This window comes from Litorerythrobacter xanthomarinus (assembly GCF_046254955.1).
Classification (GTDB): domain Bacteria; phylum Pseudomonadota; class Alphaproteobacteria; order Sphingomonadales; family Sphingomonadaceae; genus Qipengyuania_C.
The window spans coordinates 77,379-103,766 of the sequence record NZ_JBJXRG010000002.1; the positions used below are offsets into that span (position 1 = coordinate 77,379).

Here is a 26,388-nt window from a genome sequence, read left to right on the forward strand (position 1 = left end):
TTATGCGTTTTCAGCGATCTTCGTACTGTCATCGTCGATCAGCCGGTTCTCGTCGGCTGTGAAGCCACCGAGTTCGATCTTGCGGCCGCGCTTGCTTGCATCCTTTAGCGGGAGCGAGATCATCAGCACGCCGTCTTCAAAATCAGCTTCGACCTTTTCCTCGTCGACATGCTTGGGCAGCGCGATGCGACGTTCGAACTTGCCGTAGCTGCGCTCAGTCCAACTATCGTCGCTATCCTTTAAGCGGCGCTTCTTCTCGCCGACGATTGTCAGGACGCCGTCATCTACCGTCAGGTCGATATCGGACTTTTTCACGCCCGGGAGTTCGAATTCCATGCGGTAGGACTGATCCTGCTTCGTTATGTCCATCAACGGGCTTGTCTTGCGACTTGACGTGTAGCGACGTGTTTCATCGTTGTCGTCATCATCGAAAAAGTCGTCGAACAAGCGGTTGATTTGTCGGTTGAGATCGGAAAGCATGTCCGATCCCCAGTTACCCTGGCTCCGTCCAAGGGGTCGTCTGTATGGTGTTACATAGCCAAATGCCATGAGGGATACTCCAAATCTGTGGGCGCTACGTCCGGTCCTGCGTCCTGTCTGGGCGAACCGGGAAAAGCGCCGCGTTTACTTACACTTATACAACGGGCCGAGGCGGCCTATCGTTCCTCGACTCGTCGAAGCTGAGGCACGGGTTAGGCGATGACGGCAAGCGCAACGCGATCTTGCAAGGGCTAGCAATTCGCTGTGCAATGTGGTTTGTCCGGACAAATCGACATTCAACGGGAGCAGGCAATGCGCAGAGGCAATTTGGCACGAGCCATGGCAGCGGCGAGTGGAGTGCTGCTCGCCCTCAGCGCCTGCACGAGCATTCCCGGTGATGAACTCCAGACAGCCTCGCTGGTCATTTCCGACGTTACCGCCATCGATGCAGTGAACCGTGCTCGCAGCGATGTCGACGTAGTGATTATGGCCGAGAAGATCGTGGCAGTCGGCCCGGACGCCGGCGACGGATATCGCGCCGAGCCCGGCAAGCGGGTCAATGGGTCGGGCAAGTTCCTCATTCCCGGGCTATGGGATGCCCATGTCCATGTAACCTTTGATCCCGATATCGATTACCGGACTTTCTATCCGCTTTCCCTAGCGCACGGCATCACGGCCTTGCGTGATACCGGCGGCCATCTCGACAAGCTTGCCCCGGCGCGCGCGGCGGCAGGCCAGCCCGACACGCCAGACCTGTTTGTCGCCGGTCCGCTGCTCGACGGCGAGCTGCGTGTCTATGATGGCTCGAGCGCATTTTTCAAGGATATCTCGATCGGAGTGCCGTCGCCGGAAGAAGGCAGGGCAGCGGTCGATCGCCTCGCTGCGGAGGGTGTCGCTTTCATCAAGGCATACGAGATGCTCGCGCCCGATACATTTCGCGCAATCGTGGACCAGGCCAGGATGCACGGCCTGCCTGTTTCCGCTCATGTCCCATTGTCGATGACGGTGGCCGAGGCGATCGATGCCGGAGTCGATGACTTACAGCACCTTCGCAATCTTGAGTTCGAATGCGCTGCTAACTCGTCGGCGCTCGTGGCCGAACGCCAGGCAATGCTTGAAGCCGGGCCCGCAGCGGCCGATGTGCCAAGCGCGGGTGCACTACGCGGCCATATTCATGGGCAACAAAGGCAGGGTGCGCTTTCCTCGCAGGATCCGCAGGCCTGTGAAACTCTGATCGCCGTCCTGGCCGACAACGGCGTGTTCCAGACGCCGACTTCGCATCTCAACGCTGGGCAAGTAAAGCAGTGGTACCTGACCGATGAGTGGCGCGAGACTTTCAACATGCTGCCACTCGAACTCCGCGCCCGAGCGCTACAACTCACTGATCGCGAGAAACAGGAGCCAAGCCCCGAGACGCTCCGCTATTTCGAGTGGAACCGAGCAACCCTTGCCCGGATGGAGCAGGCCGGGGTCCCGCTGATGGCGGGCACCGATGCACCGATTCTGTTCATGACACCGGGTATCTCGCTCCATGCCGAGCTGGCGCAAATGGTGGAGAATGGCGTGTCACCCATTCGCGCGCTCGAGGCTGCGACGGTGGGTCCGGCGCGCTTTTTCGGGATCGAAAACGAGCGCGGCACCATAGCGACAGGCATGAAGGCCGATCTTGTCTTGCTAGCGGCGAACCCGCTCGATGACATTCGCAACACCCAAGCGATAGTAGCCGTAGTGAAGGACGGCGCGCTGCATGATCGCTCAGCGCTTGATGGGATGGTGAAATCGGTGGGTAATCGCCCTTAAAGCTAAGTCTCGACAGCTGACATGAATTCCTCGTTCGAGGCGACAACCATCCACTTGGCATCGACTTGCTTAAGCATTCCGACGGATTCAACCGCACCCACCACCAAGACATTTTCGTAGCCCATGTTCTTAAAGGCTTGGGCGAATTGGCTAGCCTCATCTCTTGTCAAGCATGCGAACGCCTTAGCATCACTCATCATCGTTCTCCTTCAGCGCCGCGCGCCATTCCTTCATCCCCTGGTTCAGGTTGCTCCGATTGCCCAAGAACAACTCTAGGAAGGGCTGCTGGCTTGTATCGGCGACTATTTTCATGCACTCTGTCTTTTGGGCGCAACTGAAAGTTGCAAAGCCGGTCTTCGTTGTGAATCTCTCCCAGAGTTCTTTCCACTTTTCCTCCGGTGTGGAGAGAAACAGCTCTCCTAATTCGATTCGAGCAGATCGATATTCCGCCGTAAAATCGTTTCTGGTGTCCAATGTGCGTTGCCCGGGCGGTGTAATTTCAAAAACCGAAGAGCGAATCTCTCGGTCATCAGCCGCTGCGGCGGATATCACGTCATTGCAAGCTGTACGTGTCGAACGGTCGAGATCGGTTCTGGCCAAAATTCCGGCGCAGAACATCAGGGGTTCGTTAATCCCGGACGTGAGTGCAATCTCAGCGATCTTGTCTCCCAAGAGCAGCCAGGCAGTATCGGACATCGCATTTTTGTTGGCGCTATACCCGCCGGAATTGAATTTTCCTGCACTAACGCCCGATGCGATACTTCCACTTAGCGATTCCAGCTGATCCAAGAGTGACTTTTCTCGTTCTCGCGCTCGCTCGACGTCTGATTTTGCCGCCGCGACCGCTGCATTTGCGGGAGCGCATTTTGCCCAAGCTTCAGCTGCGTTGGCAGGGGCCGAATTGAATTCGCAGAGCTTTTTTTTCTGTCCGGCCTGATCATCGTGCATTATATCTATCTCTGCGAGTGCTTTGTCCGCAGACTTTTGCGCGGCCTCTGCATCGGCGCGCTCTTTTTGATATGTGGTCAGCAAGTTTGCGACCTTCTCACCTTGTGCGATCGCAGCTCGAGCAGCTGGTCCACTAATCACGGTGGCTCGAGGCTTCACCACGCCGGTCAACTGCTCAATCGCCAAAACGGCGACCATCGAACGATGATCACGAGCGGCCAGCGCCACAAATTGCTCGCGGGTAAGAGCACCGGAAAGCCAGCGTTCGCAGGTCCGAAACATAGACTCGCGCAAGAGATTCAGAGTCTGGGTGCGCTCGATTGTCGAGGCGGTTTGCCCGAAGCTGTATGCGCTCTCGAATTCGTTGCCTTCGGGAGAGAATTGGCCACGTGTGGCCATCGCTGTCGTGAATACCGACATTGCATCCGGAGAGGCCTCCGCGCAGATCTTTATTCTGCCCCGATGCTCGGGATCCTTGACCATGATGAGGTGGCGCTGCATGGCGTCGGTCGTAAAAACCGTGCTTTCCTCTGGACCGGAGAATCTCCAATGAACAGAGTTCAACGCAGCGCAACCAGATAGCGCGAAGGCAGACAAGACTCCAACAACGACCTTTGGTGCAATTCTCATATGTTCTCGCAACATCTGGGCGCATCACGCGCGGGTTTGAGCACTTACGGTGCGATAGTTTTGGTTGCGATCCGAGGGCGTAGGGCCTTTGGGGTAGACAGCTTGTCGCCAAGTACGCCGAAGCGTATTTTTTTCAGCAGATCAAATTAATTATCTGTAATTTGCCCGGTATCTGCACCTTCTTGCAAACCGGTTTGAAGCCGATTGAGCTGGGGTTGGTGGATCATTTCCATTTTTCCTCGCTCGCACGTTGACCTTCTGGAACATTTACGGAACATTGTGGATGAAAGTGGCGCGGCGGGCGCGCCTCTGGACTCTTAGGCACTAACACCCCAGATCGCATCCGCATGGCCCTCACCAAAATCTCCGTACGCGGCGCGCGCGAACACAACCTTCGCGGGATCGATATCGACCTGCCGCGCGACGCGCTGATCGTCATCACCGGCCTGTCTGGCTCGGGCAAGTCGTCGCTCGCCTTCGATACGATCTATGCCGAGGGACAGCGGCGCTACGTGGAATCGCTGAGCGCCTATGCGCGGCAATTCCTCGAGATGATGCAGAAGCCTGATGTCGAACATATAGACGGACTGTCTCCCGCAATCTCGATCGAGCAGAAGACCACCTCGCGCAATCCGCGCTCGACAGTGGCAACTGTGACCGAAATCTACGATTACATGCGGCTGCTGTGGGCGCGGGTGGGCGTGCCCTATTCGCCTGCGACCGGCGAGCCGATCGAGGCGCAAACGGTCTCCAATATGGTCGATAGGGTGATGGCGCTCCCTGAAGGCACGCGTTTCTACCTGCTCGCGCCAGTGGTGCGCGGTCGCAAGGGGGAATACCGCAAGGAGCTGGCCGAATGGCAGAAGGCGGGCTTCACGCGCGTGCGCGTGGATGGAGAAGTGTACCCCATCGAAGAAACGCCTGCGCTCGACAAGAAATTCAAGCACGACATTGAAGTGGTGGTCGACCGGCTGGCGGTGCGCGCCAGGACTGGTGAGCAAGACGGCATCGAAACGCGGCTGGCGGACAGCTTCGAAACCGCTCTGAAGCTGGCCGAGGGGCTGGCCTATGTCGACCTGGCCGATGGGGTGGTGCCAGGGCGTGAAGAAGAAGATAAGTCCGGCGGAGCGATGAAGGGCGCGGGCATTCCCGCCAATCGCATCGTCTTTTCCGAGAAATTCGCTTGTCCCGTTTCGGGCTTCACTATCGAGGAAATCGAGCCGCGGCTGTTCTCCTTCAACGCCCCGCAGGGCGCCTGCGCCACGTGCGACGGGATTGGTGAGAAGCTGCTGTTCGATCCGCAGCTGGTGGTGCCCAACGAAGCGCTGAGCCTCAAGAAGGGCGCGGTGGTGCCCTGGGCCAAGTCCAATCCACCGTCGCCCTATTACATGCAGGTGCTGGCGAGCCTGGCGAAGGCCTACGACTTCGATCTCGAGACGCCGTGGAACAAGCTGGAGCCGGACCAGCGCGAGATCATCCTCAATGGCACGGGCGGGATGCCGGTCCAGCTTACCTTCAAGGACGGGCGCAAACAGTACACGGTCAGCAAGCCGTTTGAAGGGGTGATCGGCAATCTCAATCGCCGCCTCTTGCAGACCGATAGCGCGTGGATGCGCGAAGAGCTGTCGAAGTTCCAGACCGCGCAGCCGTGCGAGGCGTGTCATGGCAAGCGGCTTAATGAGAAGGCGCTGGCGGTGAAAGTCGGCCCGGGCGAAAATGCCACCGATATCGCCGAGCCGACCAAGATGAGCGTCGCCGATGCAGTCGAATGGTTTGGCTCGCTCAACGACAAGCTCAATGACACGCAGCAGCAGATTGCCAAGGCGATCCTGAAAGAGATCAACGAGCGGCTCGGCTTCCTCAACAATGTCGGGCTCGATTACCTCAATCTTGACCGCACGTCGGGCACGCTATCGGGCGGGGAGAGCCAGCGCATCCGGCTCGCATCGCAGATCGGCTCGGGCCTCTCGGGCGTGCTCTACGTGCTCGACGAGCCATCGATTGGCCTGCACCAGCGCGACAATGACCGGCTGCTCGAAACGCTGAAACGACTGCGCGATCTGGGCAATACGGTGATCGTAGTCGAGCATGATGAAGATGCGATCCGCAATGCCGATCATATCGTCGACCTTGGCCCCGGGGCGGGCGTGCATGGCGGCGAAGTGGTGGCGCAGGGCACGCTCAAACAGATCGAGCGGGCGAAGAACTCGCTCACCGCGGATTACCTCACCGGCAGGCGCGAGATCGAGGTTCCGGCCACCCGCCGCAAGGGCAATGGCCACAAGCTGACCGTCTACGGCGCGCGCGCCAACAATTTGCAGGACGTTACCGCCGCGATCCCGCTCGGCACCTTCACTTGCATCACCGGCGTATCGGGCAGCGGCAAGTCTTCGCTCACCATCGACACGCTCTACGCCGCCGCCGCGCGCAACCTCAACGGCGCGCGCGTGATCGCGGGCGCGCACGACAAGGTCACCGGCCTCGAATATTGCGACAAGGTGATCGAGATCGACCAGTCGCCGATCGGCCGCACCCCGCGCTCCAACCCGGCGACCTACACCGGCGCCTTCACCAACATCCGTGACTGGTTCGCCGGCCTGCCCGAAGCGCAGGCGCGCGGTTACAAGCCGGGGCGCTTCTCCTTCAACGTCAAGGGCGGGCGCTGCGAGGCCTGCACCGGCGACGGGCTGATCAAGATCGAGATGCACTTCCTCCCCGATGTCTACGTCACCTGCGAGGAATGCGGCGGCAAGCGCTACAACCGCGAAACGCTGGAGGTGAAATTCAAGGGGCTGTCGATCGCCGACGTGCTCGACATGACGATCGAGGATGCGGAGGAGTTCTTCAAGGCCGTCCCGCCGATCCGCGACAAGATGCACATGCTGAACGAGGTCGGCCTCGGCTACGTCAAGGTCGGCCAGCAGGCCACCACGCTTTCGGGCGGGGAGGCGCAGCGGGTCAAGCTCGCCAAGGAGCTGTCCAAGCGCAGCACCGGGCAGACGCTCTATATCCTCGACGAGCCGACCACGGGGCTGCATTTCGAGGATGTTCGCAAGCTCCTCGAAGTGCTGCACCGCCTCGTCGAGCAGGGCAATTCGGTGGTGGTGATCGAACACAACCTCGATGTGATCAAGACGGCCGACTGGATCCTCGACCTGGGGCCCGAAGGCGGGGTGCGCGGCGGCGAGATCGTCGCGGCAGGCACGCCCGAGACGGTCGCGCAGGAGCCGCGCAGCTTTACCGGGCAGTATCTCGCCGGAATGCTTGACCGGCAGAAGGAAGCTGCGGAATAATCGCTCCGACAAGGGGGTGATTTATGGAACTCGAGGCATTCTTTCTGACCACGGCGGAGATTTCCGTCGTGCTGATCGGTTTCGTCACGATCTTCCTGACATTCGTGATGAGCGGGCGAGAGATCGGCAAGGCAGACCGGATGCACAGCCGCGCATTGCTAACCGGGGCCTACCCCTTGCTGTTCGTGCCCTTCGTACCGATCGCGGCCAATGCCTATGGGGTAAGCGAAGCGACCACGCTGTTCAGCTTCCACCTCGCCGGAGTGCTCGCAAGCGTCATGATCGGTGTCGTGATGATGGGATTCTATTCCCGCCTGAGCTGGGCCGACGTAAAGGAAGTCGGCTGGATACACACCGTGGTGTCATTCGCGCTGGGCTGGGGTGCCTGGGGGTTCTTCCTTGCAGGCATGCTTGGTTATGCCCCCGCGGGCAACGCCGTGGTGGCCGTGATCTTGAGCTTCCTGCTGACGGGCACCGCGCTGTTCAGCTTCGCCGCACAGCAGATGAAACTGTTCGACTGGAATAATCCGTAGGGATTGAGTCACAGTGCTTCGCGTTCTTTCGCTTGGCCACTGAAACGGCGAGCGACCAGCGAGCCGCAAGGGCGACCGCCCGTCGGCCGGTTAGGCCGGAAGCCAAGTGAGCGGACGCGAACGCCGGCGCTTGAGGCTAAACGAAGACTCTCAAACCCGCTCCGCCATTTCGACGAGGTCCTTGGCTTCCTTGAGGCCCATGCCGGTGGCCTCGCGCACCAGCTTGATCGCCTCGATCTTGCGCCCGCCTTCGATCGCGGCGCGGATTTGCGGGACGGCGAGCATCGCCTCGACGCCCGTGCGCGGGCCGCCTGGCGCGAGGCTGCCGCCTCTCTCGCTGGCGGGCTCGGGCGGAGGCGTATTCCTGAGGAAGCCCTCGGACTCGCGCTTCTGCTGCTCGATCATGTCGCCGCTGCCGCGCCGCAAGAGGAGGAGGATCGCAAGGACGATCCCCGCGCCGACAACGCCGCCGATTAGGGCCGTGGTGATATCCATCCGCGCAAGACTAGCGGGCAGGGCGGGGGAAGGGAAGGAGGGGTGCGCACTAACCCAATCCTAACGCTTCAAGGCCAAGTTCCTGCGTCATGGCAGCAACGCAAGCACCCAAGGGATTCGCAATCCTGTTCGTTCTCGTCGGCGTGCCGCTGATCATGTGGGACGCATGGTCGACCAGCGGCGAGATCAACAAGAACAGGAGCAGCGCCAATGCGGCAGAGGCGCGGCAGGCGCGCTGCGTGAGCAAGATGAATGTCGCCGATATCCCGCAGGAAATGCGCGCCGAGCTGTGCCGCTGTGTCGCGAATGAAGCCAAGGCGCGCGGCCTCTCCCCGCGCCCCGAAGGCTATGACGCCCAGACCCTCGAGCCAATGGTCGAGGACTGCTGGAACCTGCTCGCTTCGAAGTATGGATAAGGGGCGACCACGCCGCCGATTATGGCTGTGGTGATATCCATCCGCGCAAGACTAGCGGGCAGGGCGGGGGAAGGGAAGGAGGGGGATGGTCAGTGAACCTACAGGCGATGCGTTCTCTCGCTTTACGAAGGCTTTGGCGGCATTTGAACCTCGTCGTAGCTGCAAGCTCAGACCGAGGCGAGGTGGTAAGCTTGACCAATTAGCTCGCAATCCCAGGGATTGCCGACTTCCGATAGTTTCGATCTCAGTCGTACATGGCCCAACTTCTCATCAATACGCCTTAGCTCAATAGATGCTTCCGCTAAGGATCGTTCAACTGAGTTATGCTGCCTGCGAGCTCGTCTAAGTTGGCACTCTCCAGCGGCGTACGCATTTGGCGTGGCTGCATTGATCCTTGCAATATCATCATTGCTAGGCCTTGGTGTCGAGCCGCGCCCGTACGGGGTCAATACGGCGCAAACATCCGAATGCAGCATATTTTCCCACTTGGGAACAAAATGGCCGTTGGGAGAGCCGTGATGCGCAATCTTGTAGAATCGACACTGGCCTCGTGGCGCCCAATAGAGATCGTGAACGCCCTGCCAGCCACTTAAACTCTGTCTGATCTCCAAGTCAGCACCAAATAGGAGCCATTCGCCTGCGATCTCGAAAACAATTGCTACCGACGTGTCGTTACGATCTGGCTTCCGTAGTACGCGATCGGCATCGTTAGCCGGATGCCAGCCTGCTATTTCATTCAGGAACAGATCAATGTCTTGATCCGACGGTGAGAGCGACTCGATCCTGAGATCGTTGGCCACCAAGAGCTGACGCTGCGGGCCAGCGAGGCGCTTGTGATGCTGACGGGTTTCCAGAAGTTTGGCCACCCTTATAAGCTCTTGAACTCCAGATTGGAATTTGGTTCCGTTGACCGGGGCAATCCTCTGAATTGTTGCGCGAAACTCGTCATGGCACAAGACTGTCGAATACGAAATTAGACTCTCTGAAGCCCACCCCAGAAGGTCGCTCGCCCCTCTAATGTGATCATCATGCCAATGAGTTAGGATGATCAACTGAACTTTTTCAGGGCTAACCCCTATATGTTCTAGATATCTTCGCGCGACGGGAAATCCGTCGTCATCCAAGAAAGAATCAATCACTATCCATCGATCTTGGCCGACATGGACAACTGAGCACTCGCCAATGCCTTTGCCAAAGATAGAGATTTCTATCTGGTCGGCCTTTGGCCGATCTAGGTCAATTGTCATAGCTTATCTAAAATCTGATGTGTGTCCAGATCCGCACGATTAGCAGTCGACCGAAGATAGCATATCGCTTCGCGAGTCCGCATTCCGCTTGCTTTCTTCGTTAGACCGATGATTAGCCTGAATAGGACGCCCGGCGAGATCCGATCACGATCACTTGGCGAGAACTCCTCTAACGGAACAGAGATCATATGATCCTCTGGTGAGATATCTATCAGCGACTTGGCAAACGCTTCAACTTTACCTTCCGAGGTTACAGACTCTACTACGCACTCCCACTCTTGAAGGGTGCTAACTGAGCGTTCGCCATAGACTCTCGATTTGAACACTTCTGGAAAGTCCAAGATCCTCGCTCTTCGTTTCTCTTCCTCATCTCGCTGTTGATGAAGGGCTGGGTTATCCAGTGGATGCAGATTTTCGTACTGGCCAAGATAGTCACTTGATCTCGACGTGGTATCGGACTTTAGTCGATTGATTGATCTTTGGACAAAGTCCTCGTCGACGAATGAGAAGTCGCGCTTCTCATATTGCCATAGGTCGATATCAAATCCGTCTACGATGGTCTGCTCTCCGAGCAGTTCCTCTGTATGCTGGAGTTGCAATGCTTGAGCTGCTTCGCTCATGAGCTTCTGCCCACGCTTATCATATGGGAGATAATTTCCCTTGATTGGTATATTATTTGATCAAAACGCTCTGTGACGATTGCGGAGAAGTTGAAGGTTTGATTCTCGTCCGCAATATGATGATTTATGTTCATGAAAACACCAACGTCGTTCTCGACTCTTGTTGAAGGTTGAACTGTAACATTGATCGCTCCGAGACTTCCATACTCTGGAAACTTCGCCCTAAAGGCCAACGTCGAGAATCCACCAGCATCATCTTTGCCTTTGTGATCCATCAGCTTTCCATAGTCTCCCCACTCTTCGATTGGCGCAAGACGTCGCCCAAATTCCTGTCTTTGTTTCCAAGAGTTCAGCCTGAAGTGGGCCCAGTAGTTCACACCAACTGCTTCGATCGGCGTGTGAGGCAACAGTTCACCGAAAATCCTGGCGAAAAGATCAATGCTGCGAACCAGTGGCTCTGCGGCCGCTTGAATCAGGCACCTTTCAGTTTGAATATCGAACTTCATTCCCGGTATCTGAAATTGAGAGACTTCAGCATGGGCAATACTGAGCCTTGCAGAGTCTTCTTCTTCGCTAGTGATCAAGCCGTGTTTTGAGAGCCAGGCAGGATGAAATATTGCTGGATTGAAGGTACCGTTGGCAATGATGTTGACGCCTTGCTCTTCAACGAAATCCATAGCCGACATGATATTCCCCCACGATTTCGCGTAGTGGGCGCATAGTCGAAGGTGAATATGGCTGCAATGGGGCGATGCAACGTGATTTCCATAGCTTGTACGATTGTACAGGAATGACCTTTCCTACTTAAGCCGATATGCAATATTTTCTTGGGTTCCCTCCACTCCATCAGGAGCGAACTATGAACGCCCTCGTCTCCATCGAACCCACCCGCTACACCATCTTCTCCCCGCAGGCGCGGGCGAAGTTCCTCGACCATCTCTCCATTAACGGAAACGTCCGGCTCGCCTGCAAGGTCGCGGGAGTCTCCTCGCAGACCGCCTATCGCGCACGGCGCAAGCATCCCGAGCTGGCGCAGCTGTGGGATGCGGCGCTCGTCAGCGCGCGCTCGCATGCCGAAGATGTCCTGGCCAATCGCGCGCTGGATGGCACCGAGGAAACCGTGTTCTACCACGGCGAGGAAGTCGCCACGCGCATCCGATATGACTCCCGCCTGCTGCTGGCGCATCTCGCGCGGCTGGACCGGATGGCCGAGCGCGCGGACGTGACCGCCACGCTCCCCGTGTTCGACGAGGCGATTGCGGCGCTGGAGGAGGGCCGGGAGGTGGCCGATATTCTCCCGCAGGACAGTGCTCCATGTGCTCCATCGCGTAGGATTTCCGCCCAGGAGAAGGAGGCGCAGGAACAGGCCGAACGCGAGGCAAGTTGGGCTTATGACGAGCGCGTGCGGCTGATGGAGCGGGCGCGGCCCGAAGATGCTCCGCTGATCGAGGAGATGAACGATGATCCGGGCTACGATCTCGAAGTGGTGCAGCTCGAGGCGTTCGAGGAAGGTCTGGACGAGTGGTGGACGATCAGGGACGAATACGAACTCGACGAGCGGCTTGAAGCGCGGGATCTCGCGCTGGAAGGCAACGAGGAGACTGAATGTTAACCGGATTTGTGCTACAAGTGGGCGATTGAGGAGGGACTCTCATGGGAAAGATCGGGGCAGCAATCGGCGCGGGGATCATCGCAATCTACGTCTTCGTGCAGGTCTTCACCGGGCTGGGCGGGACGATACCGGGCATGGACGGCCCGGGCGACGCATCCAGCTTCGCCGAAGGACCGCAGATGCGCGGGTGCCTGCGCAATCTCGCCAAGGAAGGCGCCAGCGAGGCGCAGGCGCGCGACACCTGCGGCTGCATGTTCCGCGAGTTCGACAAGCGCGGCCTCTCGCTATGGGATGCGGCGAACGAGGATAACTTCGCGATGATGAGCGAGATCACGCGCGATTGCGCGGCGGTCCACGGGCTCGACGTGCCTCCGCTGGGCGGCTCGGGTGGTGACAGCGACTGGGGGTAACGCCCTCAAGTAGCGTAGCGGTAGGGCGATAACGACTTCCCGCTTGGAACGACTCGCACTGCAGGAGTAACCTGTCGTCAATCGCAAGGAGAGACTGCAGGAGACTGACCATGACGTGGCAATTGGCGGGTGCGGCAATGGTGCTGGGGCTGGCGAGCGGCGCGGCGGCGCAGGACGGGCAATATGCCTATCTCGGGGCCTCGCTGTTCGGGACCGAGGAAGTGGGCGGCAACGGCGCGCCCGATCCGGCGAGCGCGGACTTCTCGGCCGAGATCGACCTTAAGGGCGGGGAGATCTGCTACCTGCTCGAGCTCAACGAAATCGCGGACTTCGCCGCTGCGCATATCCACGAAGGCGCGCGCGGGCGCAACGGACCGCCGGTCGTGACATTGCAGCTGGCGGGAGATGACGGCGAAGATGTGTGCCAGGCGGTCGATCCGGAGGTGCTGGCGAAGATCGCGAAGCGGCCGGGGAGCTATTACGTCAATGTCCACACGGAGGCATTCCCGACCGGCGCGGTGCGCGGCCAGCTGCGAGACTGATTGGCCTCAAGTAGCGTAGCGTTAGGCGGAGAAGGAGCGCCTCAAGTAGCGTAGCGTTAGGCGGCCAGAACTCAGCTCTCGAGCAGCTCGAGCTCGACCTTGGCATGGCCGCGGCGAATCATGCCGATTTCCTCGGCAGCAGCGCGGCTGAGGTCGATTGCACGGCCCTTGGCATAGGGCCCGCGGTCATTGATGCGCACGATCACGCTCTTGCCGTTGCGCGGGTTTGTCACGCGGACCTTGCTGCCGAAGGGCAGGGTGCGGTGCGCGGCCGTCATCGCGTGCATGTCGAACCGGGTGCCGCTGGCGGTCAGGCGGCCATGGAAGCGGCGGCCGTAGTAGCTGGCAACGCCTTCGCCGAGCGAGCGGGCCTGCGTGTCGAGCGGAGCCTCGATCGCGGTAACGTCGACCGCGCCCGGCACGACTTCGGGCTCCGGATCGGGGATCGCGATATGCTCAAAGTTGTCGGCAAAATCGCCTTCGCTGGCCAGAGCAGAAGTCCCGGCGTTCGCGGGCAGCAGTAGGGCCGCGGCAAATGCCGAGCTGCGCAGTGTGCGCAAGATCGCTGTCCTGAAGAGCCCTTCCGTCATCGGAAGCTATATACAGGCGGCGCGTTGCCGATGGGACTATCCCAAGGGCGCTTAAACCCGCGATTCACTCCGCTGGTCGCGGAATCGGGAACGATTAACCAAGATATGGCGCGAAAGTGGAGCTTCGCGGAGTTCAGGAACCCTGGTTTCCCGCGCATACTCCCGCGAACAAGACGCGGCGATTGCAGAACGGATAGGTGCGAAGTTTGCACTCTTGCGGACTCCCCAAGAATGCGAGAGCCATACCATGAGGCCCAAAGCAAATGGGGCCGGCATTGCTGCCGACCCCACTCTCACCGATACGTGGTCACTCTTAGGTCCGAAGACCGCCAAGCGAACTTGGCATCCGATGTTTTCCCTTCTGGTCCGCCCGAAGGCTTTCCTTCCGGTTCTCTCACCGGCGCTCGCACCGGCATCCGGTTCCAGCTGCGTTTCGGTCCGTCTACTTCCAGGCCGAAGCCCTTCTATCGCGGTTTCCGTCGTCTTCCGGTTCCGAGACCGTTCCTACCGTATGGCCGATGTCTCAAGCGGTCTGAAAGTCTTGCGACTTCGCATCCCTTCGACTTCGACCGGTCTTCCCGGCCCATGGTGGTTCAGCATTCGCGTTCTCTTCATCAACTGGCCTTGCTTGGGCAGGAGCCTTTTGCAATGCCGGTCTCCAAGACCGCGCGGACAGTAACCGCCATGTCGGTTCAGGTTTGAAAAACAATCGCAATCAAGTCGTTAGACCGTCTTGCTATCGGTTTTCCCTCTCCGTTCCGATGAACCAAGACTGCTCCGGTTCAGCGAGTCGCGCAAGTTTTGTGAACCTCATTTTTCCACTTTCCGTCGATTCACTTGTGGACGCGAGTGGAAAACTCAACGGTTCGTCGCAAACTCTTTCAGGCGGCGCAGAAGGGGGTTCGCAATCCTAGCGATCGCGCTGCGCAAGCAAGCGGAGTCGCAATGCGTTTAGCTTGATGAATCCTTCGGCATCCTGCTGGTCGTAGGCTCCAGCATCGTCTTCGAAGGTGACGTGCTGTTCGGAATAAAGCGAATTGGCGGACTTGCGGCCGACAACGCTGGCGCTTCCCTTGTAGAGTTTGAGGCGGACGGTCCCGCCGACCTTTTCCTGGCTGTGATCGATTGCTGCCTGAAGCATCTCGCGTTCGGGAGCGAACCAGAACCCGTTGTAAATGAGCTCGGCGTATTTCGGCATGAGCTCGTCCTTGAGATGTGCCGCACCGCGATCCAGCGTGATCTGTTCGATCCCGCGATGGGCCCGGGCGTAGATCTCACCGCCCGGTGTCTCATACATCCCGCGCGACTTCATGCCCACGAAACGGTTCTCGACGAGGTCAAGCCGGCCGATCCCGTGCTTGCGGCCCAGATCGTTGAGCGCTTCGAGCAAGGTGGCCGGCGACATTGCCTCACCATTGAGGGCAACGCCGTCGCCGCGTTCGAAATCCACCGTGATGTATTCCGGTTCGTTGGGTGCATCTTCGGGGTTGTCGGTGCGCGAATAGACGTAGTCGGGTGTTTCTTCCCACGGGTCCTCGAGCACTTTGCCTTCGGAAGAGGTGTGCAGCAGGTTCGCATCGGTCGAGAACGGGCTTTCGCCGCGCTTGTCCTTCGGCACCTGGATCTGGTGCTTCTCGGCGAACTCGATCAGCGCGGTTCGGCTGGTGAGATCCCACTCGCGCCAAGGAGCAATCACTTTGATATCGGGATCGAGCGCATAGGCTGAGAGCTCGAAGCGCACCTGGTCATTGCCCTTGCCGGTCGCACCATGCGCGATGGCATCGGCGCCTGTCTCGCGCGCAATCTCGATCAGCCGCTTGGAAATCAGCGGGCGCGCGATCGACGTGCCGAGCAGGTAATCACCTTCATAGCGGGCATTGGCGCGCATCATCGGGAAGACGAAGTCGCGCACGAATTCCTCGCGCAGGTCGTCGATGTAGATGTGCTCGTCCGGAATTCCGAGGAGCTCGGCCTTCTTGCGCGCCGGCTCCAGCTCTTCTCCCTGGCCAAGATCGGCGGTGAAGGTCACCACTTCGCATCGGTAGGCTTCCTGCAGCCACTTGAGGATGACGCTGGTATCGAGCCCGCCTGAATAGGCGAGGACGACCTTCTTCACATCACCTTGCTTGCTTGCAGACATCTGGCATACCTTTGTGTTGTCGACGCGCGCGCCGCTACCAGCGTCCAGAGGCGGCGGCAACTGCGATCCGCTATGGAGGAGCGAAGTTGGGGTTTGCGATCCGCTTGGAAAATGGACTTCTGTGGCCCTATATCGCCTGACGGAAGGAGAGGGCGGGGATGGCGAGCATGTGGTCGATTGCACGCGAGATGGCGGAAAAGGCACCGCCTGAGCGCAACCGCTGGATCGATTTCCTCCGTGCGCTTTCGATCATGGCGGTGGTGATCGGCCATTGGCTGGTGGCTGCGCCATACATTGACGCCAGCGGCGAAGTGCAGGGCGGGCACCTGCTGGGCATCATTCCATGGACCCAATGGCTCACCTGGGGTTTCCAGGTCATGCCGATCTTTTTCCTGGTCGGTGGGTTTTCCAACGGGGTGAGCTGGGCCGCACAGGTGCGCGATGGAGGCAGGTACTCGGATTGGTTTGCGAGCCGAGTCCAGCGGCTGATCAATCCGGTGTTCCCGGTTCTCCTCGCCTGGGCCGTTTTTGCGTTCTTCGGGACGCAGTTGGGTCTCGAACGCGATGTGGTCAGCATGGCGACACAACTGGCGCTGATCCCGGTGTGGTTCCTTGCCGTTTACCTGCTGGTGACCGCGCTAGTGCCGCTGACATGGCGCGCATGGCAGCGCTTCGGCTGGGCGAGCTTCGGCGCGCTGGTGCTGGCCGCGATAGCTGTCGACTGGCTGACGCTTGCGCAAGGCGTACCTTATGTAAACTGGCTCAATTTCCTTTTCGTATGGGTCAGCATCCACCAGCTGGGTTACGCCTGGCAGCAGGGCCGGTCGCATGGATTGGCCGCGATGGCGCTGTTCCTTGTAGGGCTTGCTACGCTTTTCGCACTGACAGTCTTCGGTCCCTACCCCGTGGCGATGATTGGCGTGCCCGGGGCAGAGCTGACCAACTCGATGCCGCCGACGATTGCGCTGCTCGCGCTGGGCGTGATGCAGGCCGGGCTGGTGATCCTCCTGCAGAAATCCGGACGCAGGATGCTCGAAAGCCCGAAGATTTGGACCGCGACCGTATTGCTCAACGGCATGATCATGAGCGTCTACCTGTGGCACCTTACCGCCTTCGTGCTGGTGATGGTGGCGGCATGGATGCTGGGCGGGATTGGCCTTCATGCTGATCCGGGGAGCGCCGGGTGGTGGCTCGCGCGCCCGATCTGGTTCGCACTCTATATCGCGGTGTTGCTTCCGCTCGTGGCGCTGTTCAGCCGCTGGGAGCGCGGTTTCGGTCCGGCGCGCGATGGTCGCCCGGTGCCTCAATGGCGGCTGGTGACGGGATTGTTGCTGATCTGCTTGGGCCTTGCCATGACGGCTGCCATCAGCATCGCCAGCCCGCTAGGCTGGACCGGGGTGAGGATCTGGGTTGTGGCGCTGCCATTCGTGGGCGCGGCGCTGGTTGGCTTTGGCCCGGTGTATCGGATGGTGAAGAAGGCTTAGGGAGGGCAAGATGCTGAAAAAGGTTTTGATCGTATTGGCGGTGCTCGTCACGGCTGGGGCAGTATTTGCCTTTGCAATCACGCGCGACGGCGATGTTACGACACCCCAAGGCGAGGGCACAGTTTCGATAGCATCGGGCGACTTCGAGGGTTTCTCGCTTCCCGAATATGCGGCTTCGTTCGTCAACGATGACTATAAGAGCTACTTCGTCGAGGTCGAACCAGGCATCAAGATTCATGTCTTGGAGGTCGGCGAGGGATTCACGGTCTACATGCAGCACGGGAACCCGACATCTGGCTTCCTCTACCGCAAGGTTGCGGCGGAATTGCCCAAGGATCAACTGCGGCTTGTCATGCCGACGATGGTCGGGCTGGGCTATTCGAGCAAAGTTTCGGCGGATCAGCATACGCTCGAAAATCACATGCGCTGGATGACAGCTGCGCTGGAGCAAATCGGTGTCACCGAGGCCGTCTATGTGGGCCAGGATTGGGGCGGTCCGGTGGGCATGGGAGCGATGGCGCGATCACCCGGTGTGCTTAAGGGGGCAGTGGTGATGAATACCGGCTTCACTGCGCCGCGCGAAGCGCGCGACCTGTCCGAGGCGCACGCGATGGTCAAAACTCCGGTAGTCGGTGAGATGGCTTTGGAAGTATTTGGCTCGATCTTCGATCGCCTCCCCGGCGCACAAGGCGATCCAACGTCGATGCCGTCAGCCGTGCTCGATCTTTATGGGAAGCCCGTAACCGAAAGCGGCAATGCCAAGGCTCCTGTCGCTCTCATGAGGATGGTCCCCGATAGTCCGGATCATCCCAGCGCCGAGCAAATGCGCGAAATCGAGGCCTATGTCGCCACGCTCGACATTCCAGTCGAGCTGGTCTGGGGAATGAATGATCCGATCCTCGGGCCGGGTTTGGCGACGATGCAAGCCAACTTCCCGAAAGCTCCGGTGACAGAGACTGAAGCAGGCCACTTCCTGCAGGAGGAGGTCCCGGAAGAAATCGCGGCGGCAATCCTACGCGTAGTTGATCGCGTTCAGGGTGCGGACGCAGGAAGGGTGGATTCGGACGACTAGCTAAGCCCTGTCCCTACTCCGCTGCTTCCTTGAGGCCAGGATCAAAACGCCAACTGGGCACTTCGCCTTTCTCGCGCAGGCGGGCACTTTCCTCGTGGATGTACTCGCGCGTCATGGGGATAGCATCGCGGTTCTTCACATATTGGAGCTGCCAGTTGACCATCGTGCCGTTGCGGAAGCTTTGCTCGGCCCCGGCAAGGTAGAATAGCCACATGCGATAGAAGGTCTCGTCATACATCTCCGTGATTTCCTCACGGTGCATGACGGTGCGGTTGTACCATTCTTCCAGCGTGTGTGAATAATGGAATCGCATCGCTTCGACATCGGTGACTTGCCAGCCGAACTTCTCGCTCTGCGTCACCAGTTCGGAAAGGGCAGGGATGTATCCGCCGGGAAAGATGTACTTGCGGGTCCAGGCGTCGGTGAAGCCCGGAGGGCCCGAGCGGCCGCAGCAATGGCTGATCATCACTCCGTCAGGAGCGAGCAGGCGGTTGGTATGTTCGAAGAATTGCGGGTAGTGGATCGTGCCGACGTGTTCGAGCAGGCCGACGCTTGAGATGCGATCGAATGTGCCGGTGACGTCGCGGTAATCCATCAGTTCGAACTTAACCTTGTCAGACACGCCGAGTTCTGCCGCGCGCTCGTTAGAGAAGGCAATCTGGTCGGGAGCCAGCGCGACGCCGGTCACCTCCACATCGTACATCTTGTTGAGATAAAGCGCGAAACCGCCCCAGCCACAGCCGATATCGAGCACCTTCATGCCCGGCTTGAGGTGCATCTTGGCGGCGAGATGCGCCTTCTTGTCCATCTGCGCCTTTTCGAGCGAGGTATTGAACGGATCCTCGCGGTAGTACGCCATCGTGTATTGGCGATCTTCGTCGAGGAAGCGTTCGTAGAGCTCGCGGGTAAGGTTGTAGGTGTGTTCGGCATTCTTGCGCGCCGACCCACGCAAATTGATCCCGTCGAACTTCGCAATGGTCCGCTGGAGGCCCTTGCGCAGCTTGCTCTTCGGCTTGAGCGAGGCTTCACCCATCCGCTTGGCATTCATCGTCACCAGCAGGATCATGTCGCGGATATCGTGTGGTTCCTCGACCACCAGCCAGCCCCACATGAACGCTTCGCCTGCACCCATTTGCGGATAGCGCACGATATGGTTGGCGGCCTTCTTGCTGGTCAGCTTGATGCGGATCGGGCCGGGCCTGCCGCCCACTTCGGGCGGATATTCGCCGCCCGGACCATAGGTATATTCCTTGCCGTCATAGTTGGTAACGATCAGCTGGCCTTTCTTGATGGCCTTGCCGAGAAACTTATCGAGTAGATACATGCGGGTTTATCCCCTCCGACCCCATTTGCTGACAGACTGCGTTGGCGAGGCTAAAGTGTCAATCGGAAGGAGGCGAAATGTCTGAAGCGAAAACGCAAATTACAGCAGTCGATCCGGCCGCCTTTATCGATGCAGTCGAGCCTGAAGCCAAGCGCGACGATGCCAAGGTGCTGGATGCCATGTTCCGCCGCATCACGGGCGAAAAGCCGAAGATGTGGGGCAAGTCGATCATTGGCTACGGGGATTATCACACCACATACGACAGTGGGCGCAAGGTGCACTGGCTGCGCACCGGATTCTCGCCGCGCAAGACCAAGCATTCGCTTTATCTGATGGGAGGATATTGCGATCCTGTGACGGGCGAGAAGCACGGCGATGCGCTGAAGCGGCTCGGAAAGCATTCAAGGGGCAAAAGCTGCCTCTATATCAACAAGCTTGCGGATGTTGATCTGGAAATCCTCGAAGAGATGATCCGCAACGACTGGAACGAGATGAACCGGCGGTATCCCGATTGATTTCCTGCGGAGGCAGGAATCTCAGTCAATCTGGCGTTTCACTGGTCGTCTGAGAACCCGGCCTTCGCCGGGATTCAAACGGAACTAGATCCCCGCGTACCACTGGTAGTCATATCGATCTTCCCAATACCCGCCTTTGCCTTCGCCGATGTCGTCAAGGCTGGCGACAGCTTCGATCCCCGTGAGATACTTGGCGTGCTTGTAGCCGAGCTGCCGCTCGACCCTGAGGCGCAGCGGCGCGCCGTTCTTTTCCGGGATTGGCTCGCCATTGAGCATATGGGCGATGATCGTTTGCGGATGGAAGGCATCGTCCAGATCGATGCTCTCGTAATACTTCGAGCCGCCCAATGTGTCGGCGCAATGGAAGACGATATACTTGGCTTCGGGCTTGAGCTGCGCGGCTTCGAGCAGCAGGCCGAGCTGCGGCCCTGTCCACTCGCCGATCGCGCTCCAACCCTCAACGCAGTCATGCCGTGTGATCTGGGTCCGTTGAGGTAGCTTGCGGATATTCTCCATTTTAAGCGCCATCGGCTCTTCGACGAGACCGGTTATGGTCAATTCCCAGTCGGGGAATCCATTCGCCAGCTGCGCCTTGTAAGCGGGCTCATCAATCTCGCGCGTGCCATTGCCGCGAAAGTCGGGCGAGATATCCGCCTTCGAATATTCCGGAGCCAGTGCGTCGCCTCGCAAAGCCTTATGTGTCGCCTCGTTCCAGCTCTCGGCGGCAGCCAAGAGCCGTTCGCCGGGGCCGGTGCCGGCAATCTTGGAGCAGCCGGCGGCAATAAATGCCGCCGCTCCTGCAAGCATCGTGCGGCGCTTCATGGGCGCTCTCCCGTGATCATTCCCCGGATCTGCTTCAGCGGCCCGGTCACGATGATCAGTGCGATGTGGATCAGGAAGAAGCCGAAAGTCAGTGCGGCGAAAATGAAGTGCAGCGAGCGGGCGCTTTGCCGACCGCCCAGCAGGTCGACCATCCAAGGCGCAACCGGTTCGATGCCGGGGCTCATCGCTAGGCCAGTGAAGATCATCATCGGAAGCATCACGCCGTAAACCGCACCATAGGCCAGCTTCTGGAGGAAATTGTAGCCGGAGCCGTGATCGAAATCGAACTTGAGGTGCGAGATCACGTCCGCCTTTATCGCGTTCCAGCTCCATTCCTTGCGGGTGGTGGCAACATTTCTTGCGAAGTGGCGGTTCACCAGCATCGCGATCCAGATAGCGAGCAGTGCGAGGGCAAAGGGCCATGCGGCGAGGAAATGCCAGCTGCGCGCCTGCGGGAGGCTGTAATAATCCGGGATGGTCATCCAGCCCGGGAATCGCGGTACATGCAGCCAGGCCTGCGAAGGATCGAAGCCCCAATCACCCCAGTAGAGCCGCCGATGGGCATTGGAGATGTTCAAACCGCTCATCAGCAGGATGATCAGGCAGATCAGGTTTACCCAATGCCATAAGCGAGTGGTAAGGGCATGTCGCATCAGGCTCGCGCTCCTTCCGGAACCATTTCTCGGGCAAGGTAGATGATATCGCGCGGTTGATTGAGCAGGTGCTGGCCGCTGTCGATGAACAATGTCTGCCCGCTTGCGAGCTGTCCGTCGGCAAGGAATAGGCAGGCGTCTGCAATCTCTGTCGCAGAGGTCTTGCGTTTCAGAAGATTGAGCCGGTGGCTCACCTCGGTTTCCTCGGCAGTCTGATCGTGGCTCGGGAGGATTGCGCCAGGGGCGAGGGCATATATCCGGTCGGCTTTGTCCCCAGCGCCCATTGCGAACATCGGCACGCTTGCAGCCATGGCATGCTTGCTGATGCTGTAGCTGAAAAAATCGGGATTGGGGTTCTCCAGCTTCTGGTCGGTAAACTGGATTACGCGCTTGCCGGTAGGCGCATTGGCATGGGCGAGATAGGCTTGCGCCATCATGGTGGGTGTCCGCGCGTTGATGATGTTCGCTTTACGATACGTCCGCCAATCGAGCCCGGTTACATCGTCAGGCTCGAACACGGCCGCAGAGTTTATCAGGGCGCGCCAGTTGGGAAGCCGTGAGGCAAGCGATTTTACCATCGAAACGGCGCCATCGCTGTCGATCAAGTCGCAATGGATTGCCTCAGCCGAGGGCAGCTCTTCTGCCAGTTTCTCGGCTTCTTCGGCAGAGCGGCCATAATGGATCACCACATGCCATCCAGCCTCGGCAAAGGCTCGCGACAAGACCGCCCCGATGCGCTTGGCACCTCCGGTCACAAGGACGGCAGGCAAGGACAGATCAGGCATCGAGTTTTGCTACTGGCATTGATAGCAATTCAGCATATTGCGAGCGCGAGGGGAAGGGCAGGATGCCCGCGGAGGATAAGTAGATGGAACTCGATCTGATAGATGTCTTTGGCTCGGCCCCGATGCGCGGCAACCAGCTGGGCGTAGTCCATGGTGCGGAATCGATGACTGACGAGCAGATGCTGCGCCTGACGCAGTGGCTTGGTTTCTCCGAAACGACCTTCCTGCTGCCGCCCACAGATCCTGCGGCGGATTACCGTGTGCGGATATTCTATCCGGCAGGTGAGTTGCCTTTTGCCGGGCACCCAACGCTGGGATCATGCCATGCCTGGCTGGAATCCGGCGGCCAGCCGATAGGCGATAAAGTGATCGTGCAGGAATGCGGGATTGGCCTCGTCGAGATCCGCAGGAATGGAGAAAGGCTGTCGTTTCGCGCGCCGGAGTTGTCGGACTATCGCCCGTTGGACAAAGCTGAACGCGCGAAAGCAGTCGAGCTTTGCGGTGTCAATCCTGATAGTGTTGTCGAGGCGGTAGACATCAGTAACGGGCCGAACTGGCAGCTGCTGCGCCTGGACTCTGCCGATGCGGTGCTCGCGGCCAATCCCGTTGCAAAGGCACCTGCCGGAACCGACCTCGGGCTCGCAGGCCCTGTCTCAGGCGGCGAGATCGACTGGGAGATCCGCGCATTCTTCGGCGACCAGAACGGTACCTTTCGCGAGGATCCTGTCACCGGGAGTTTTAACGCAGGAGTGGCGGTGCACTTGTTCGAAACCGGGCAAGTGGAAGGCAACTATCGTGCGGCTCAGGGCCGCGAGACCGGCGCGGACGGTTTAATCCATTGTTCACGAGACGAAGACGGGTCGATCTGGATTGGCGGGACCTCCGCCACCGTATCGAGCGGAGCTGCTCTACCCCTCTTTGTCTGAATCGAAAAAGGCGCCCACTACCGTGAGCGCCTTCCACGAGGAACTGATCTGTCAGCCTATCAGCGGCATTTGAGGCTGCCGCGATCGATTTCGCGTCCGACAATCGCGCCAACTGCACCGCCAAGGATGGCACCCAATGTCTTGTCACCGCGACCGGCCAATTCATGACCGGCGAGTGCACCCACCCCGGCGCCGATCACGAGTCCGGTCGTGCCATTATCGCGGCGGCAATAGTACCGACCGTCATCGCCGCGCCACATCCGGCTGCTGCGGGTAATCCTGCGCGGCTCGTAATAGTAACCACGGTCATCATATATCGCGCGATCCTTGGCTCGCTTTCCATGCGCCGGAGCCCATGGTGGAGGATCTGCTGCTGCCGGGGCGGCCATGCCGAGCCCTGTCACAGCCATCGTGCCAGCTGCGAATGCCAGTGCGAACTTCTTCACGGGAATTCTCCTCTTCGAAATCATTGGGGCCAGAGCTATGTTGCGGACGCAAAACGCCCGATGAACGGGCGTGGTTTCAGCGAAATTAGGGATGGATCGAGCCGCAATTGCGGCGGATTGCGATTATGCGAGGCGCATGCGGGCACGTTCCCGGTGATTGGGGCTGAGGCGTTCAAGGTTTGCTACCGCCGCGAGGTCCTCATTGGAAGTATCAGGCGCAAATATCGTTTCGAAAACGCGCGCCACCGACCAATCTTCATGACCCTGCTCGATACGATGCAGCGTATCGCCGGCTTGAGCGACACCTTCTTCCAGCACCCGGAAATACCAACCCGACCGGCCTGTCTCGATAATCGCTGCGACCATGCCTTTGCGCTGGAAGCGGTGCTCGACCTTCCAGCACGGTTGGCGCGCCTGACTTATCTCAAGAACGGCACTGCCAAGCTGGAATCGGTCGCCGATGCAGACTTGCTCCTCGTCGATACCGCGCACCGCGAGGTTGCTTCCGAAAGCGCCCGGCTCGGCGAGCAATGCATGGCCCATCAGCATCCCGGTCCAGAAATCGTGATGATCGAGCGGGTAGAGGTGCACCGCCATTTCAGGCCCGCCGTGAACCTTGCGATCCGCTTGTTCGTCCACTTCGAAGCCATCGCGGTTGATGCGCAGCGGCCCGGGCGTTGGATGCTTGGCAATTGCGCTGCGCTCGGCGCCGTTGAATGGCACGGCTAGGCCTGTGCAAATCGCTTCTACGCTCCAGTTCAAGCGAAGTCCTTCCGCGCCGTCAACGCCAGCCAAATGCGCTGGACCCCGTCGTAGCCGCCGCCGGCTCCCTCTTCGATCTCGAGCGAAGCCCAGCTTCCTGCCTTACGATATGTGCTGTCCAGCCAGTCTTTGTCGGGAAAGTTGTAGTAGCGGCCCAGAATGTCCCGCCCGTCGGCGCTGCCCGCCTTGAAATTGGCGAAGAACCATCCGCCCGGTTTCAGCGCACGGTGGATCCGTTCCAGAACCTCGCCAAGTTCGCTGCGCGGGACGTGCAGTAGACTGGCATGGGCCCACACGGCGTCATATTCAGCCTCGGCCGCGAGTTCATCGAAGCGCATTTGGCGGCAAGACAGTCCAGTGCGCTGCCTCGCCTTGGTGACCATGGCGGCGGTGCCATCGGTCGCATCCACGATAAAACCGCGCTCTGCCATATAGGCAGTATCTCGCCCGCCGCCGCAGCCCAATTCAAGGATGAGTGCCCCCGCATCAAGCAATTTGAGAAAGCCTTCCATGTGCTTGCTCTGGCCCTGCGATCCGCTGGCCGTGTAAACGGGGGCTTCGTTTTCGTAGAAGTCGAGCGTGGCCTTGTCGCCGTTCATTCAGCAGCGGCTTTGGCGGCTTCGCGGTCTCTTTCGGCGCGGCTCTTCTTCTGCGCAGTCGTCTTGAGCTGGCCGCAGGCAGCATCGATGTCGCGGCCTCGCGGGGTCCGAACTGGAGCCGAAATACCGGCCTCGAAGACGAGATTGGAAAATGATCGGATCCGCTCAGGCGTGGAACATTCATACGGCGCGCCGGGCCAGGGATTGAAGGGGATCAGATTGACTTTGGCAGGAAGCTTGAACTGTTTGATCAGGCGAATGAGTTCGCGCGCGTCATCGTCGCTATCGTTCTTGTCCTTGAGCATCACATATTCGAAGGTGATACGCCGCGCATTGGACGCGCCAGGATAATCGGCGCAGGCCTGCAGCAGTTCTTCGATACCGTACTTCTTGTTAATCGGGACGATCTCGTCGCGCACGTCCTTGGTCACCGCGTGAAGCGAAACCGCCAGGTTGACGCCGATCTCTTCACCGCAACGCTCCATCATGGGCACAACACCGCTGGTCGACAGGGTGATCCGGCGCTTCGAAAGCGCAAGGCCTTCGCCGTCCATCACCAGCGAAAGCGCATCGCGGACATTCTCGAAATTGTAGAGCGGTTCGCCCATGCCCATCATCACGATATTGGTGAGCAGGCGGCCATCAGCCCTGTATTCGCTCTCGTCGGCTTCCTCGGCAAAGTCCATCTTGCCTTTGGGCCATTCACCAAGCGCATCGCGCGCCAGCATGACCTGCCCCACGATTTCACCCGGAGTCAGGTTGCGAACGAGCCGCATCGTGCCCGTGTGGCAAAAGGTGCAGTTGAGCGTGCAGCCGACCTGGCTCGAAACGCACAGCGTCCCGCGATCGGCATCGGGGATGAATACCATCTCGTACTCATGCCCGTCGGCAGTTTTGAGCAGCCACTTGCGCGTACCATCGGTTGAATGTTGCGCCTCGACGATATCGGGCCGCGCGATCACGAAACGCTCGGTGAGCCAAGGCCGCATGGTCTTCGCGATATCGGTCATTTCGCCGAAATCGCTGACACCGCGGTGGTAAATCCAATGATAAACCTGCTTGGCGCGGAGTTTGGCCTGTTTGGCATCGAGCCCTGCTTCGGCAAATAACTCGCGGATGCGCGCCTTGGGCAGTCCCATCAGGTCGATACGGCCATCCTCGCGCGGCGTGATGTCACGCGCGACGGGAACGGGATCAATCTGCCCCGGGATCGGCATTAGCTGGGTATCGGCCATGGGCGGCCA

Annotated in this window: 28 protein-coding genes; 11 read left to right on the forward strand and 17 right to left on the reverse strand. The window is 59.4% G+C overall.

Annotation, left to right across the window (positions count from 1 at the left end):
- Window positions 1–480, reverse strand: a complete 480-nt coding sequence (locus tag ACEWMW_RS09630) for an Hsp20/alpha crystallin family protein (RefSeq protein WP_409413717.1) — start codon at window positions 478–480, stop codon at window positions 1–3.
- Window positions 481–792: 312 nt separating this feature from the next.
- Here ACEWMW_RS09630 and ACEWMW_RS09635 point away from each other — a divergent pair, with 312 nt between their 5' ends.
- Entirely contained in the window at window positions 793–2,280 is a 1,488-nt protein-coding gene (locus tag ACEWMW_RS09635; protein WP_409413718.1) for an amidohydrolase family protein, read from the forward strand.
- Window positions 2,281–2,282: 2 nt separating this feature from the next.
- Here the strand turns inward: ACEWMW_RS09635 and ACEWMW_RS09640 are convergent, their stop codons facing one another.
- Both ACEWMW_RS09640 and ACEWMW_RS09645 read right to left on the reverse strand, forming a co-directional pair.
- Window positions 2,283–2,405: a hypothetical protein gene (locus ACEWMW_RS09640; RefSeq protein ID WP_409413719.1), complete on the reverse strand. Its 123-nt coding sequence runs from the start codon at window positions 2,403–2,405 to the stop codon at window positions 2,283–2,285.
- 64 nt (window positions 2,406–2,469) lie between these two features.
- On the reverse strand, window positions 2,470–3,858 hold the full coding sequence (locus ACEWMW_RS09645; RefSeq protein ID WP_409413720.1) for a hypothetical protein: 1,389 nt from the start codon (window positions 3,856–3,858) through the stop codon (window positions 2,470–2,472).
- Window positions 3,859–4,205: 347 nt separating this feature from the next.
- On the opposite strand from ACEWMW_RS09645, the gene uvrA reads away from it, so the two are divergent.
- Window positions 4,206–7,151, forward strand: a complete 2,946-nt coding sequence (uvrA, locus tag ACEWMW_RS09650; RefSeq protein WP_409413721.1) for an excinuclease ABC subunit UvrA — start codon at window positions 4,206–4,208, stop codon at window positions 7,149–7,151.
- A 23-nt stretch (window positions 7,152–7,174) separates the two neighbouring features.
- Complete coding sequence (locus tag ACEWMW_RS09655) at window positions 7,175–7,684, forward strand: hypothetical protein (RefSeq protein WP_409413722.1); 510 nt, start codon at window positions 7,175–7,177, stop codon at window positions 7,682–7,684.
- A 150-nt stretch (window positions 7,685–7,834) separates the two neighbouring features.
- Here ACEWMW_RS09655 and ACEWMW_RS09660 read toward each other — a convergent pair whose 3' ends face one another.
- Window positions 7,835–8,179 (reverse strand): ribosomal protein L7/L12, encoded by a 345-nt coding sequence (locus tag ACEWMW_RS09660; protein ID WP_409413723.1) that lies wholly within the window; start codon window positions 8,177–8,179, stop codon window positions 7,835–7,837.
- A gap of 89 nt (window positions 8,180–8,268) precedes the next feature.
- Here ACEWMW_RS09660 and ACEWMW_RS09665 point away from each other — a divergent pair, with 89 nt between their 5' ends.
- Window positions 8,269–8,595, forward strand: coding sequence for a hypothetical protein (locus ACEWMW_RS09665; RefSeq protein ID WP_409413724.1), 327 nt, complete (start codon window positions 8,269–8,271; stop codon window positions 8,593–8,595).
- A gap of 167 nt (window positions 8,596–8,762) precedes the next feature.
- Here the strand turns inward: ACEWMW_RS09665 and ACEWMW_RS09670 are convergent, their stop codons facing one another.
- From ACEWMW_RS09670 to ACEWMW_RS09680, 3 genes are read right to left on the reverse strand one after another with little or no spacing between them, the layout of a single operon-like run.
- Window positions 8,763–9,842 carry an MBL fold metallo-hydrolase gene (locus ACEWMW_RS09670; RefSeq protein WP_409413725.1) on the reverse strand — a complete coding sequence of 360 codons (1,080 nt, stop codon included), beginning with the start codon at window positions 9,840–9,842 and terminating at the stop codon, window positions 8,763–8,765.
- Window positions 9,839–10,462, reverse strand: a complete 624-nt coding sequence (locus ACEWMW_RS09675) for a hypothetical protein (RefSeq protein WP_409413726.1) — start codon at window positions 10,460–10,462, stop codon at window positions 9,839–9,841. Before ACEWMW_RS09675 ends, ACEWMW_RS09670 begins: the two co-directional genes overlap by 4 nt.
- A complete protein-coding gene (locus tag ACEWMW_RS09680; RefSeq protein WP_409413727.1) occupies window positions 10,459–11,148 on the reverse strand; it encodes a hypothetical protein in 690 nt (229 codons plus the stop codon). The genes ACEWMW_RS09675 and ACEWMW_RS09680 overlap by 4 nt, the downstream gene beginning before the upstream one ends.
- Window positions 11,149–11,321: 173 nt before the next feature.
- On the opposite strand from ACEWMW_RS09680, the gene ACEWMW_RS09685 reads away from it, so the two are divergent.
- The 3 genes from ACEWMW_RS09685 to ACEWMW_RS09695 all read left to right on the forward strand — a co-directional run bounded on the left by ACEWMW_RS09685 (window position 11,322) and on the right by ACEWMW_RS09695 (window position 13,026).
- Window positions 11,322–12,074 (forward strand): hypothetical protein, encoded by a 753-nt coding sequence (locus ACEWMW_RS09685; protein ID WP_409413728.1) that lies wholly within the window; start codon window positions 11,322–11,324, stop codon window positions 12,072–12,074.
- A gap of 41 nt (window positions 12,075–12,115) precedes the next feature.
- Window positions 12,116–12,484 carry a hypothetical protein gene (locus ACEWMW_RS09690; protein WP_409413729.1) on the forward strand — a complete coding sequence of 123 codons (369 nt, stop codon included), beginning with the start codon at window positions 12,116–12,118 and terminating at the stop codon, window positions 12,482–12,484.
- 110 nt (window positions 12,485–12,594) lie between these two features.
- Window positions 12,595–13,026 carry a CHRD domain-containing protein gene (locus ACEWMW_RS09695; RefSeq protein WP_409413730.1) on the forward strand — a complete coding sequence of 144 codons (432 nt, stop codon included), beginning with the start codon at window positions 12,595–12,597 and terminating at the stop codon, window positions 13,024–13,026.
- Window positions 13,027–13,097: 71 nt separating this feature from the next.
- On the opposite strand, the gene ACEWMW_RS09700 is transcribed toward ACEWMW_RS09695, so the two are convergent.
- Both ACEWMW_RS09700 and ACEWMW_RS09705 read right to left on the reverse strand, forming a co-directional pair.
- The gene (locus tag ACEWMW_RS09700; protein WP_409413731.1) at window positions 13,098–13,616 is read right to left on the reverse strand and encodes a septal ring lytic transglycosylase RlpA family protein; all 519 of its coding nucleotides are present in this window, start codon (window positions 13,614–13,616) and stop codon (window positions 13,098–13,100) included.
- A gap of 910 nt (window positions 13,617–14,526) precedes the next feature.
- Window positions 14,527–15,756: an argininosuccinate synthase gene (locus tag ACEWMW_RS09705; protein WP_409413732.1), complete on the reverse strand. Its 1,230-nt coding sequence runs from the start codon at window positions 15,754–15,756 to the stop codon at window positions 14,527–14,529.
- A gap of 158 nt (window positions 15,757–15,914) precedes the next feature.
- On the opposite strand from ACEWMW_RS09705, the gene ACEWMW_RS09710 reads away from it, so the two are divergent.
- Both ACEWMW_RS09710 and ACEWMW_RS09715 read left to right on the forward strand, forming a co-directional pair.
- Window positions 15,915–17,240, forward strand: coding sequence for an acyltransferase family protein (locus ACEWMW_RS09710; protein ID WP_409413733.1), 1,326 nt, complete (start codon window positions 15,915–15,917; stop codon window positions 17,238–17,240).
- A gap of 10 nt (window positions 17,241–17,250) precedes the next feature.
- Complete coding sequence (locus ACEWMW_RS09715) at window positions 17,251–18,312, forward strand: alpha/beta fold hydrolase (RefSeq protein ID WP_409413734.1); 1,062 nt, start codon at window positions 17,251–17,253, stop codon at window positions 18,310–18,312.
- A gap of 13 nt (window positions 18,313–18,325) precedes the next feature.
- Here ACEWMW_RS09715 and ACEWMW_RS09720 read toward each other — a convergent pair whose 3' ends face one another.
- Window positions 18,326–19,636: a class I SAM-dependent methyltransferase gene (locus ACEWMW_RS09720; protein ID WP_409413735.1), complete on the reverse strand. Its 1,311-nt coding sequence runs from the start codon at window positions 19,634–19,636 to the stop codon at window positions 18,326–18,328.
- Window positions 19,637–19,713: 77 nt separating this feature from the next.
- On the opposite strand from ACEWMW_RS09720, the gene ACEWMW_RS09725 reads away from it, so the two are divergent.
- A complete protein-coding gene (locus ACEWMW_RS09725; protein ID WP_409413736.1) occupies window positions 19,714–20,151 on the forward strand; it encodes a DUF1801 domain-containing protein in 438 nt (145 codons plus the stop codon).
- Between the two features lie 84 nt (window positions 20,152–20,235).
- Here ACEWMW_RS09725 and ACEWMW_RS09730 read toward each other — a convergent pair whose 3' ends face one another.
- Genes ACEWMW_RS09730 through ACEWMW_RS09740 form a run of 3 tightly spaced genes read right to left on the reverse strand, consistent with a single transcriptional unit; the run spans window position 20,236 to window position 22,411 of the window.
- Window positions 20,236–20,973 carry a molybdopterin-dependent oxidoreductase gene (locus ACEWMW_RS09730; RefSeq protein ID WP_409413737.1) on the reverse strand — a complete coding sequence of 246 codons (738 nt, stop codon included), beginning with the start codon at window positions 20,971–20,973 and terminating at the stop codon, window positions 20,236–20,238.
- Window positions 20,970–21,626 carry a cytochrome b/b6 domain-containing protein gene (locus ACEWMW_RS09735; protein WP_409413738.1) on the reverse strand — a complete coding sequence of 219 codons (657 nt, stop codon included), beginning with the start codon at window positions 21,624–21,626 and terminating at the stop codon, window positions 20,970–20,972. Before ACEWMW_RS09735 ends, ACEWMW_RS09730 begins: the two co-directional genes overlap by 4 nt.
- Window positions 21,626–22,411 (reverse strand): SDR family oxidoreductase, encoded by a 786-nt coding sequence (locus ACEWMW_RS09740; protein WP_409413739.1) that lies wholly within the window; start codon window positions 22,409–22,411, stop codon window positions 21,626–21,628. The genes ACEWMW_RS09735 and ACEWMW_RS09740 overlap by 1 nt, the downstream gene beginning before the upstream one ends.
- Window positions 22,412–22,494: 83 nt before the next feature.
- Here ACEWMW_RS09740 and ACEWMW_RS09745 point away from each other — a divergent pair, with 83 nt between their 5' ends.
- On the forward strand, window positions 22,495–23,337 hold the full coding sequence (locus ACEWMW_RS09745) for a PhzF family phenazine biosynthesis protein (protein ID WP_409413740.1): 843 nt from the start codon (window positions 22,495–22,497) through the stop codon (window positions 23,335–23,337).
- 59 nt (window positions 23,338–23,396) lie between these two features.
- On the opposite strand, the gene ACEWMW_RS09750 is transcribed toward ACEWMW_RS09745, so the two are convergent.
- The 4 genes from ACEWMW_RS09750 to rlmN form a co-directional block, all read right to left on the reverse strand.
- Window positions 23,397–23,783, reverse strand: coding sequence for a glycine zipper 2TM domain-containing protein (locus ACEWMW_RS09750; protein ID WP_409413741.1), 387 nt, complete (start codon window positions 23,781–23,783; stop codon window positions 23,397–23,399).
- A 123-nt stretch (window positions 23,784–23,906) separates the two neighbouring features.
- The gene (locus ACEWMW_RS09755) at window positions 23,907–24,545 is read right to left on the reverse strand and encodes an MOSC domain-containing protein (RefSeq protein ID WP_409413742.1); all 639 of its coding nucleotides are present in this window, start codon (window positions 24,543–24,545) and stop codon (window positions 23,907–23,909) included.
- Window positions 24,542–25,144, reverse strand: a complete 603-nt coding sequence (locus ACEWMW_RS09760) for a class I SAM-dependent methyltransferase (protein ID WP_409413743.1) — start codon at window positions 25,142–25,144, stop codon at window positions 24,542–24,544. The genes ACEWMW_RS09755 and ACEWMW_RS09760 overlap by 4 nt, the downstream gene beginning before the upstream one ends.
- Complete coding sequence (gene rlmN, locus ACEWMW_RS09765) at window positions 25,141–26,379, reverse strand: dual-specificity RNA methyltransferase RlmN (protein ID WP_409413744.1); 1,239 nt, start codon at window positions 26,377–26,379, stop codon at window positions 25,141–25,143. Before rlmN ends, ACEWMW_RS09760 begins: the two co-directional genes overlap by 4 nt.
- Window positions 26,380–26,388 lie beyond the last annotated feature (9 nt).

Coding starts and splice junctions, on each gene's coding strand:
- ACEWMW_RS09745 (WP_409413740.1), top strand. CDS start 22,495: ATGGAACTCGATCTGATAGATGTCTTTGGCTCGGCCCCGATGCGCGGC.
- ACEWMW_RS09690 (WP_409413729.1), top strand. CDS start 12,116: ATGGGAAAGATCGGGGCAGCAATCGGCGCGGGGATCATCGCAATCTAC.
- ACEWMW_RS09685 (WP_409413728.1), top strand. CDS start 11,322: ATGAACGCCCTCGTCTCCATCGAACCCACCCGCTACACCATCTTCTCC.
- ACEWMW_RS09715 (WP_409413734.1), top strand. CDS start 17,251: ATGCTGAAAAAGGTTTTGATCGTATTGGCGGTGCTCGTCACGGCTGGG.
- ACEWMW_RS09630 (WP_409413717.1), bottom strand. CDS start 480: ATGCTTTCCGATCTCAACCGACAAATCAACCGCTTGTTCGACGACTTT.
- uvrA (WP_409413721.1), top strand. CDS start 4,206: ATGGCCCTCACCAAAATCTCCGTACGCGGCGCGCGCGAACACAACCTT.
- rlmN (WP_409413744.1), bottom strand. CDS start 26,379: ATGGCCGATACCCAGCTAATGCCGATCCCGGGGCAGATTGATCCCGTT.
- ACEWMW_RS09660 (WP_409413723.1), bottom strand. CDS start 8,179: ATGGATATCACCACGGCCCTAATCGGCGGCGTTGTCGGCGCGGGGATC.
- ACEWMW_RS09725 (WP_409413736.1), top strand. CDS start 19,714: ATGTCTGAAGCGAAAACGCAAATTACAGCAGTCGATCCGGCCGCCTTT.
- ACEWMW_RS09760 (WP_409413743.1), bottom strand. CDS start 25,144: ATGAACGGCGACAAGGCCACGCTCGACTTCTACGAAAACGAAGCCCCC.
- ACEWMW_RS09675 (WP_409413726.1), bottom strand. CDS start 10,462: ATGAGCGAAGCAGCTCAAGCATTGCAACTCCAGCATACAGAGGAACTG.
- ACEWMW_RS09710 (WP_409413733.1), top strand. CDS start 15,915: ATGGCGAGCATGTGGTCGATTGCACGCGAGATGGCGGAAAAGGCACCG.
- ACEWMW_RS09740 (WP_409413739.1), bottom strand. CDS start 22,411: ATGCCTGATCTGTCCTTGCCTGCCGTCCTTGTGACCGGAGGTGCCAAG.
- ACEWMW_RS09670 (WP_409413725.1), bottom strand. CDS start 9,842: ATGACAATTGACCTAGATCGGCCAAAGGCCGACCAGATAGAAATCTCT.
- ACEWMW_RS09720 (WP_409413735.1), bottom strand. CDS start 19,636: ATGTATCTACTCGATAAGTTTCTCGGCAAGGCCATCAAGAAAGGCCAG.
- ACEWMW_RS09645 (WP_409413720.1), bottom strand. CDS start 3,858: ATGAGAATTGCACCAAAGGTCGTTGTTGGAGTCTTGTCTGCCTTCGCG.
- ACEWMW_RS09730 (WP_409413737.1), bottom strand. CDS start 20,973: ATGAAGCGCCGCACGATGCTTGCAGGAGCGGCGGCATTTATTGCCGCC.
- ACEWMW_RS09640 (WP_409413719.1), bottom strand. CDS start 2,405: ATGGGCTACGAAAATGTCTTGGTGGTGGGTGCGGTTGAATCCGTCGGA.
- ACEWMW_RS09635 (WP_409413718.1), top strand. CDS start 793: ATGCGCAGAGGCAATTTGGCACGAGCCATGGCAGCGGCGAGTGGAGTG.
- ACEWMW_RS09680 (WP_409413727.1), bottom strand. CDS start 11,148: ATGTCGGCTATGGATTTCGTTGAAGAGCAAGGCGTCAACATCATTGCC.
- ACEWMW_RS09665 (WP_409413724.1), top strand. CDS start 8,269: ATGGCAGCAACGCAAGCACCCAAGGGATTCGCAATCCTGTTCGTTCTC.
- ACEWMW_RS09695 (WP_409413730.1), top strand. CDS start 12,595: ATGACGTGGCAATTGGCGGGTGCGGCAATGGTGCTGGGGCTGGCGAGC.
- ACEWMW_RS09700 (WP_409413731.1), bottom strand. CDS start 13,616: ATGACGGAAGGGCTCTTCAGGACAGCGATCTTGCGCACACTGCGCAGC.
- ACEWMW_RS09705 (WP_409413732.1), bottom strand. CDS start 15,756: ATGTCTGCAAGCAAGCAAGGTGATGTGAAGAAGGTCGTCCTCGCCTAT.
- ACEWMW_RS09655 (WP_409413722.1), top strand. CDS start 7,175: ATGGAACTCGAGGCATTCTTTCTGACCACGGCGGAGATTTCCGTCGTG.
- ACEWMW_RS09735 (WP_409413738.1), bottom strand. CDS start 21,626: ATGCGACATGCCCTTACCACTCGCTTATGGCATTGGGTAAACCTGATC.